At 60.5% G+C, this 8,486-nt stretch carries 8 protein-coding genes; 3 read left to right on the top strand and 5 right to left on the bottom strand.

Annotated elements, in window-relative coordinates:
• Window positions 1-89 precede the first annotated feature (89 nt).
• A complete protein-coding gene (locus DCO47_RS23705) occupies window positions 90-611 on the bottom strand; it encodes a DUF3455 domain-containing protein (RefSeq protein WP_116659040.1) in 522 nt (173 codons plus the stop codon).
• Between the two features lie 289 nt (window positions 612-900).
• On the opposite strand from DCO47_RS23705, the gene DCO47_RS23710 reads away from it, so the two are divergent.
• Window positions 901-1,530: a glutathione S-transferase family protein gene (locus tag DCO47_RS23710; protein WP_116659041.1), complete on the top strand. Its 630-nt coding sequence runs from the start codon at window positions 901-903 to the stop codon at window positions 1,528-1,530.
• A 118-nt stretch (window positions 1,531-1,648) separates the two neighbouring features.
• On the opposite strand, the gene DCO47_RS23715 is transcribed toward DCO47_RS23710, so the two are convergent.
• Complete coding sequence (locus DCO47_RS23715) at window positions 1,649-2,089, bottom strand: CBS domain-containing protein (RefSeq protein WP_016775372.1); 441 nt, start codon at window positions 2,087-2,089, stop codon at window positions 1,649-1,651.
• 198 nt (window positions 2,090-2,287) lie between these two features.
• Here DCO47_RS23715 and DCO47_RS23720 point away from each other — a divergent pair, with 198 nt between their 5' ends.
• Entirely contained in the window at window positions 2,288-4,648 is a 2,361-nt protein-coding gene (locus tag DCO47_RS23720; RefSeq protein WP_165839220.1) for a DNA polymerase II, read from the top strand.
• On the opposite strand, the gene DCO47_RS23725 is transcribed toward DCO47_RS23720, so the two are convergent.
• The 3 genes from DCO47_RS23725 to DCO47_RS23740 form a co-directional block, all read right to left on the bottom strand.
• Entirely contained in the window at window positions 4,613-5,083 is a 471-nt protein-coding gene (locus DCO47_RS23725) for a DUF1810 domain-containing protein (RefSeq protein ID WP_116659043.1), read from the bottom strand. The genes DCO47_RS23720 and DCO47_RS23725 overlap by 36 nt on opposite strands.
• 24 nt (window positions 5,084-5,107) lie before the next feature.
• Complete coding sequence (locus DCO47_RS23730) at window positions 5,108-5,929, bottom strand: aldo/keto reductase (RefSeq protein WP_116659044.1); 822 nt, start codon at window positions 5,927-5,929, stop codon at window positions 5,108-5,110.
• 222 nt (window positions 5,930-6,151) lie between these two features.
• Window positions 6,152-7,300, bottom strand: a complete 1,149-nt coding sequence (locus DCO47_RS23740; RefSeq protein WP_064363685.1) for an aldose epimerase family protein — start codon at window positions 7,298-7,300, stop codon at window positions 6,152-6,154.
• Window positions 7,301-7,634: 334 nt separating this feature from the next.
• Here DCO47_RS23740 and DCO47_RS23745 point away from each other — a divergent pair, with 334 nt between their 5' ends.
• Window positions 7,635-8,384, top strand: coding sequence for a hypothetical protein (locus DCO47_RS23745; RefSeq protein WP_116659045.1), 750 nt, complete (start codon window positions 7,635-7,637; stop codon window positions 8,382-8,384).
• The last annotated feature ends 102 nt before the right edge of the window (window positions 8,385-8,486 follow it).

Consider the following 8,486-nt stretch of genomic DNA (forward strand, 5'->3'; position numbering starts at 1 on the left):
AGCGCTGTGTCAGCCGGCAGATCGTTCACTGACATACCGCTATCGCGAGCAGGCTCACTCCTACAGGGATTTGTGCTGGGATCGAGATATCAGTTCGCCGCCCAGAAAATATAATCCGCCTGGTACTTCACCATTTCCTGCTTGCCCTTGTTCGCCATGGTGCACTCACTGCCCGGCGCTACGCCGCCCTTGAGCGCAACACGCTGGATGTAGCTGACCCCGGTCATCGCGCCTTTGCCCTCGGCCGGATTGGCCTTGACCAGTTGATAGGGCAGGTTGCCCGGGCTCGACGGTGCCACGGCCAGTTGCGTGCCGGTGACTTTCGATCCGTCTTTCGCTTGCCAGGTCGCCGGTGGGCCGAAGTAGGTGCCGACCTGTTTGCCGCTGCGATCATTGAGCACCGCTTTCGGCCCGACAAAAGTCCACTCGGCCTGCCCGGCCATGTTGGGCTTGTCGCGGCATTCGTAAGTAATCTCGCCAACCCCGGTGGTTTCCAGGGCAATCCTGTGCCCGTCCGGCACTTTGATCGCGTCGGGATAGCTGCTCTGGGCAAACGTGTTGGCGGTGAAAGCGAGCAAACCGGTGAAGCCAATCAGCTGGGTGATGTTCATCCGATGATTCTCCGAAAAGGGTAGAGCACTGACAGCACAAAAGTGCGCTGTTACAAGGACTACCCGTGGCGGAGGCGATTGGATGCAGTGCCGGGAGAATATTTTTGATGACTCGCCACAACCCTGTAGGAGTGAGCCTGCTCGCGATAGCGGTATGCCTGCTATATAAGTTTTGCTGACACGACGCCATCGCGAGCAGGCTCACTCCTACAGGGGGTTACGTCGGAGACTTTTACACCCGAGCCACAGCCATCTACCCTGTGCAAAGGCCTAATCGGGGGAAACGGACATGTACCAGCTCTACGGGCACAAGAATTCCGGCGCGGCCTCCATCGAGGCGGCACTGGAGTTGTGCCAGATCGCTTACCGCTTCATTGATACCGAAGCCAGCGCCGAAGCCGCCGAAGCGCTTGGTAAACTCAATCCGCTGAAGCAGATCCCGACCCTGCAACTGCCGGACGGCAGCGCCATGACTGAAAGTGCGGCGATCCTGATCCACCTGGGCCTGACGTTTCCCAAGTCCGGCCTGCTGCCGAGCGAGGCGGCTGATCGCGATCAGGCGATTCGCGGCCTCGCCTTTATCGTCGGCAATTGCTACGCGGCGGTCGGCATCATCGATTACCCCGAGCGCTGGTTGATCACGCCCGACGAGAGCGCACGGCAGAACCTGATCGCTGGCACGCGCCAGCGCCTGCACTTCAGTTGGGAGATATTTGCCGATCAGTTTTCCGGCGAGCTGTATCTGGATGACGAAACCCCCGGGGCACTGGATGTGCTGGCGGCAGTGGTGAGCCGCTGGGCTGGCAGCCGCGAACATCTGCGCCAGACCCGCCCGGGGTTTTATGCGTGGTTGCAAAGGATTGACCGACACCCGGTGCTGGCACCGGTGTTCGAGCGGCATTGGCCCTCTCAAGGCTGACAAATAACCCCTTGTGGGAGCGAGCCTGCTCGCGAAAACGGTCTGTCAGCCAAAGATGTTTCGACTGACCCAGCGCATTCGCGAGCAGGCTCGCTCCCACAACGGCACGGCGGTGGGCTCATTCGCCGCGAATGTATTGCTCGAGCTGTTTGATCAATTCAGCCTGTTCGGCAATCGCTTCCTTCACCAGGTCGCCGATCGACAGCAGACCAATCAACTGGCCGTCCTCGACCACCGGCAGGTGGCGCAGGCGTTTGTCCGACATGATGCCCAGGCAGGTATCGACGGTTTGCCGGGTGTCCACGGTGATCACGTCCTTGACCATGATGTCGCGCACCGGCGTGCCCACCGAGGAGCGGCCGTGCAGCACCAGTTTGCGTGCATAGTCGCGCTCGCTGATGATGCCGACCACTTTGTCGTCCTCGACCACCAGCAAGGCGCCGACGTTTTTCTCGGCCATCTTCATCAGCGCTTCGAGCACCATGTGATCGGGTTTGATCTGGTGCACTTCCTGATTTTTCTGATCTTTGAGCTTGAGCAGTTGGGCGACGGTCTTCATGGCGGTTACTCAGGTGTTGTCGTTGTTCATCAAGCATCGTAGACGCAGCCGCGCAGAGCAAGGTGGCAAAGCGGCAGTTAGCGTGCAAAAAACGCCATTCGCCGGGTTTTTCCGCAGATCCGCGGTATTTTTTGCCAGGGCCAGGCGTGGCAATGCCGCGTAGAATGCCGGTCAGTCTGATTTTTCGAGGTCGCAGTGGTGGATTTACAGCAGGGCTTCGTCCTGACCCGGCATTGGCGCGATACGCCGGCCGGCACCGAAGTCGAGTTCTGGCTGGCGACCGACGCCGGGCCACGCCGTGTGCGCCTGGCGCATCAGCCGTCGGTAGCGTTCATTCCCGCCGCCCAGCGTGAAGCGGCCGAGCATCTGCTGCACGATGAAAACAATGTCGAACTGCGCCCGCTCGCCCTGCAGGATTTTCAGCATCGTCCGGTACTCGGTCTGTATTGCCAGCAACACGGCCAGTTGATGCGCCTGGAAACCGCGCTGAACCGCGCCGGCGTCGATGTTTTTGAAGCCGACGTGCGCCCGCCGGAACGCTATCTGATGGAGCGCTTCATCACCGCGCCGGTGCTGTTCGGCGGCACCCCGGATGCAGAGGGCGTGCTGCTCAACGCCCAGATGAAAGCCGACCCCAATTACCGGCCGAAACTGCGCCTGGTCTCGCTCGACATCGAAACCACGGAAAACGGCGAGCTGTATTCGATTGCCCTGGAAGGCTGCGGCGAGCGCCAGGTGTACATGCTCGGCGCGCCGAACGGCGACGCCAGCATTGTCGATTTCGATCTGGAGTACTGCGACTCGCGCGCGGTGATCCTGAAAAAACTCAACGACTGGTTCGCCCGCCACGACCCTGACGCAATCATCGGCTGGAACGTTGTGCAGTTCGATCTGCGCATCCTTCACGAACACGCCCGGCGTCTCGGCGTGCCGCTGAAAATCGGCCGTGGCGGCGAAGAAATGCAGTGGCGCGAGCACGGCAGCCGCAATCACTACTTCGCCTCGGCAGCGGGGCGGCTGATCATTGATGGCATCGAGTCGTTGCGGTCGGCGACCTGGAGCTTTCCGTCGTTCAGCCTGGAAAATGTTGCGCAAACCCTGCTCGGCGAAGGCAAGGCAATCAACAATCCGTACCAGCGCATGGACGAGATCAACCGCATGTTCGCCGAAGACAAACCGGCGCTGGCCAAATACAACCTCAAGGACTGCGAACTGGTCACGCGGATCTTCGCCAAGACCGAACTGCTGACGTTTTTGCTCGAACGGGCCAGCGTCACCGGTTTGCCGGCCGACCGCAGCGGCGGTTCGGTCGCCGCGTTCACCCATTTGTACATGCCGTTGATGCATCGCCAGGGCTTTGTTGCGCCGAACCTCGGCACCAACCCGCCGCAGGCCAGCCCCGGCGGGTTTGTCATGGATTCGCGGCCGGGGTTGTACGAGTCGGTGCTGGTGCTCGATTACAAAAGCTTGTACCCGTCGATCATTCGCACGTTTCTGATCGACCCGGTGGGCCTGATCGAAGGCCTGCAACATCCCGACGACGCTGACTCGGTGCCGGGTTTCCGTGGCGCCCGTTTCTCACGTACCCGGCATTGCCTGCCGGCCATTGTGGCGCGGGTGGCTGAAGGGCGTGAGACCGCCAAGCGCGAGCACAACGCGCCGCTGTCCCAGGCGTTGAAGATCATCATGAACGCCTTTTACGGCGTGCTCGGCTCCAGCGGCTGCCGGTTTTTCGATACCCGCCTGGCCTCGTCGATCACCTTGCGCGGCCACGAAATCATGCTGCGCACTCGCCAGTTGATCGAGGAACAAGGCCACGCGGTGATTTACGGCGACACCGATTCCACCTTCGTCTGGCTGCGCCGACTGCATGGCCAGGAAGAAGCCGCGCAGATCGGCCATGCGCTGGTCAAGCACGTCAACGATTGGTGGCGCGCCCATGTGCGCGACGAATACGGGCTGGAAAGCGCGCTGGAATTGCAGTTCGAGATTCACTACAAGCGTTTCCTGATGCCGACGATTCGCGGCGCGGAGGAGGGCAGCAAGAAGCGCTACGCCGGTCTGGTCACCCGCGCCGATGGCTCGGAGGAAATGGTCTACAAGGGCCTGGAGACCGTGCGTACCGACTGGTCACTGCTGGCCCGACAATTTCAGCAGGAACTGTATGAGCGGATTTTCCACCGCAAGCCGTATCAGGATTACGTGCGCGACTACGTGCGCAAGACCCTCGCCGGGGAGTTCGATGATCGGCTGGTGTATCGCAAGCGTCTGCGCCGCACCCTTGACGATTACGAACGCAACGTGCCGCCGCATGTCCGTGCGGCGCGGCTGGCCGACGACTACAACGCCGAACAGGGTCGGCCCCGGCAGTATCAAAACGGCGGCTGGATCAGCTACGTCATCACGCTGGCCGGCCCGGAGCCGTTGGAGGTACGCCGCGCCGCCATCGATTACGACCACTACATCACTCGTCAGCTGCAACCGGTGGCGGATGCAATCCTGCCGTTTGTCGACGACGACTTCTCAATCCTGATCGGTGGGCAACTGGGCCTGTTTTGAATCAAGCAGTTGCAGTGTCCACTCATCGAGAATGCCGTGGAAATAGCGCTCCAGCGCCTGATTGAACAGGCTTTCCTCGGCGCTGAACTGGGCGAACAGGGTCATCGAAGAATGAAACTTCAAGTCATCGGGATGACCGAAAATCTCTGCAATCGAGCGCTGCGGCACGTTGAGTACCAACTGCGTGCAGGTGCGCAATCGCGCGCCAAGCAGTTCGTGGGCCAGATAAGCCTGGGCCTCATCGGCTGAACCAATGGCAAACCGTCGGGCCATTTCGCTGCCGCCCAACCCGGCGAATTGCGGGAAGACAAACCACATCCAGTGGCTGCGCTTGCGGCCCTCTTCGAGTTCGCGTTGAACGCGTTCGAACACCGGGTCCTGCGCCTGGACAAAACGTTGCAGATCAAACGGGTCGTGCAGATCTGTGCTTCTCATCGCCAAGCCCTCGCAGTCGGCGGCTCAGACCATGGCCAGCCGCTGCTTGCGTTGTGGCGCCGGGAATAGCTTGTCCAGCGCCGCCAGATCCCCGGCGTCCAATTGCAGCTGCGCCGCCTCGGCATTGAGTTGCACATGTTCCGGGCGCACAGCCTTGGGAATCGCAATCACGCCATCCTGGCGCAGGATCCACGCCAGCGAAACTTGCGCCGGGGTGGCGTTGTGACGACTGGCAATGTCTTGCAGAACCGGCTCGGCGAGCATCGCACCGCCTTGGCCGATCGGACAGTAAGCCATCAGCGGCAGGCGCTGATGCTGGCACCACGGCAGCAGATCGAATTCGATGCCGCGCTCTTCGAGGTTGTACAGCACTTGATCGGTGGCGCAGGCTGAACTGGACAGTTCTTCGAGGTCGTCGACATCGAAATTCGACACGCCCCAACGGCCGATCTTGCCTTCCTCGCGCAAACGTTCGAAGGCTTCGACGGTTTCCTCCAGCGGGTACTGACCGCGCCAATGCAGCAGATACAGATCGATGTAGTCGGTGCCGAGCCGACGCAGGCTGCGCTCGCAGGCTTGCGGGATGCCTTGGCGGCTGGCGTTGTGCGGATAGACCTTGCTGACCAGGAAAATCTTGTCGCGCTGACCGGCAATGGCCTCGCCGACGACGGTTTCGGCACCGCCCTCGGCGTACATCTCTGCAGTGTCGATCAGGGTCATGCCCAGCTCGATGCCGGTGCGCAGCGCCGCGACTTCACGGGTGTGCGCCGAGCGATCCTCGCCCATGCGCCAAGTGCCCTGGCCAATCACGGGAACCTGTACGCCGGCCAACTCAAGGGTACGCATTCAAACCTCCTGGCTTAAAGAGTCGATATCTTTAGTGGGCAGCAGGATAGACCAAGGGTTCCCCAACGAAGGTGTGTCGGAACGCTGAAACTCCTGTGGCGAGGGAGCTTGCTCCCGCTGGGGCGCGCAGCGGCCCTCGCTTTTCCTTGAGTTGAAAAGCAGGGGCCTGCTGCGCAGTCCAGCGGGAGCAAGCTCCCTCGCCACAGGGGCGCGTGTTGCAGATTATTTTGTGGTGAATTTCAGGACCACGCTGTGGGCATAGGTCTGCCCCGGATCAAGCCGTGTGCTCGGGAAGTCCGGCTGGTTCGGCGAATCCGGGTAGTGCTGGGTCTCGAGGGTAAACGCGCCCCAGTGCGGATAGACCTTGCCGCCCTTGCCCTTGACCGTGCCGTCGAGGAAGTTGCTGGTGTAGAACTGCACGCCCGGCTCGGTGGTGAACAGTTGCAGGACACGCCCGGATTGTGGGTCGCTGACTTCGGTGGCGACTTTGCTGACATCGCCCTTGGTGTCCAGCGCCCAGTTGAAATCGAAACCACCCTGTTTCGGCTCGGCAAATTTCAGTTGCGGATGATCAGCCTTGATATGCGTGCCGATCGCCGTCGGTTTGCTGAAGTCCATCGGCGTACCGGCGACTGGCGCCAGTTCCCCGGTAGGGATCAGTTTCGCGGTGACCGGCGTGTAATGGCTGGAGTGGATGGTCGCGACCTGCTTGAGAATGTCGCCATTGCCTGCGCCGGCCAGGTTGAAGTAGCTGTGGTTGGTCAGGTTGAGCACGGTTGGCTTGTCGGTGCTGGCCTTGTAGTCGATGCGCAGCTCGTTGTTGTCGGTCAGGCGATAGGTGACTTCGGTGGTCAGGTTGCCAGGGAAGCCCATTTCACCGTCGGCCGACAGGTAGGTCAGGGTCACGCCAACCGAATCCTTGTCCTTGGTCTCTTTGGCCTTCCAGACTTTCTTGTCGAAACCTTCGGGGCCGCCATGCAAGGCATTGGACTTGTCGTTCTGCGGCACTTGATAGCGTTTGCCATCGAGTTCGAAAGCACCCTCGGCGAGGCGATTGCCGAAGCGGCCGATGGTCGCGCCGAAGTACGCGGTGCCTTTCTGGTAGCCCTGCACATCATCGAAACCCAGCACCACGTCGTCGAACTTGCCGTGCTTGTCGGCAACTTTCAGTGCTTGCAGGGTCGCGCCGTAAGTGATGACAGTGGCTTGCATGCCGTGGCTGTTGCGCAGGATGTACTGTTCGACGGGCGTGCCGTCATTGGTCTTGCCGAAGGCTTTGTGTTCGGCGGTCAGGCCCGCCGCGTTGGCGGAAAGGGTAGCGATCATCAGGGACAGTCCGAGGCCGGAGAGCAGGTGACGGGATTGAAGCATGGTTGACCTTCCTTTTTGTTGTTGTTTTCGTATTGACCGTAGGAGCTGCCGAAGGCTGCGATCTTTTTTGATTTTGATTTTTTGAAGCAAGATCAAAAGATCGCAGCCTTCGGCAGCTCCTACATGTGACTAGTCATGCTATTTTGGTGGGGAGAGGAGATTTATAGCGGATTTACGCTTATTGGCAAATATAAAGTCCGACTAATTGACAGATCGCAAAGCGCCGAAGGTCGGCTAACTGCCCGGGCACTGCACTTTTTCGCAATCGGCGGCTCTATGCATGTCCAAGATGCGGTGACTCCCGCCGCACAGGAATGTGCCTGTCCGAGATTTCATGCCGAGTGTTTTTGCCCTGATCACCGCCGCTCACCGCCGCCCGTGCCTGCTGCTGGCCTGCCTGGTCTCGCTGTTGCTCAGCGGCTGCAGCCACCAGAACGGCAACGGGTTCTTCACCCAGATGCGTGAAGGGCAGCCGCAGGAATTCCTGCAGACCAGCGTCGACCGTATGGCCACCCTGGCGATGCGCGACAACCTCGACAGCCTCTATCGGCTGATGGGCAAGCTCTACCTGCGCAACCCGGAAGAGTTGCGCAAGTCCGGCTTCCTCAACATCAACACCGCCGTGAAACAGGTGCGCCTCGCCGTTGAGCAACAGCAGCCGCTGCCCGTGCTCGGCGGGCGCAAGGATCTGGCGGCGCTGAGCTATGCGATGAGCCCGGAATTCCTCGGCGACCGCGTCGGCGCGTTCATCTATGCGATCGGCAGCATGCTGGTCACCGCCCACGGCAATCGCACCGAGTTCTATATGACCGACGCGATCAACCCGACCTTCGTCCACAACGCTGCACGTAATATCGAAAAAGCCATGTGGATCCTCTCGCAACGGCAGAACAAGGAAGGCCAGCCATTGCTGTTCTCCAATGAAATTTCGGAGGAGGGCAGCAACCTCAGCTTCGCCACCGAATTCAGCAAAATCGTCGCGCGCCTGGACCTGCTCACGCAGATGCTCGATGAGCGCTATCGCAGGATTGGTTTGAATTACGCGCAGAGTCTGTTGTTTCTGAATTTCCTGCCGGTGCAGTGAGCCCCACGGTTTCGGCTAGTGCAGAGATCCCTGTAGGAGTGAGCCTGCTCGCGATAGCCGTCTTTCAGATTTTGATGAGCCGACAGGCACTCCGCTATCGCG

Source organism: Pseudomonas sp. NDM (assembly GCF_003105095.1).
GTDB lineage: Bacteria > Pseudomonadota > Gammaproteobacteria > Pseudomonadales > Pseudomonadaceae > Aquipseudomonas > Aquipseudomonas moraviensis_A.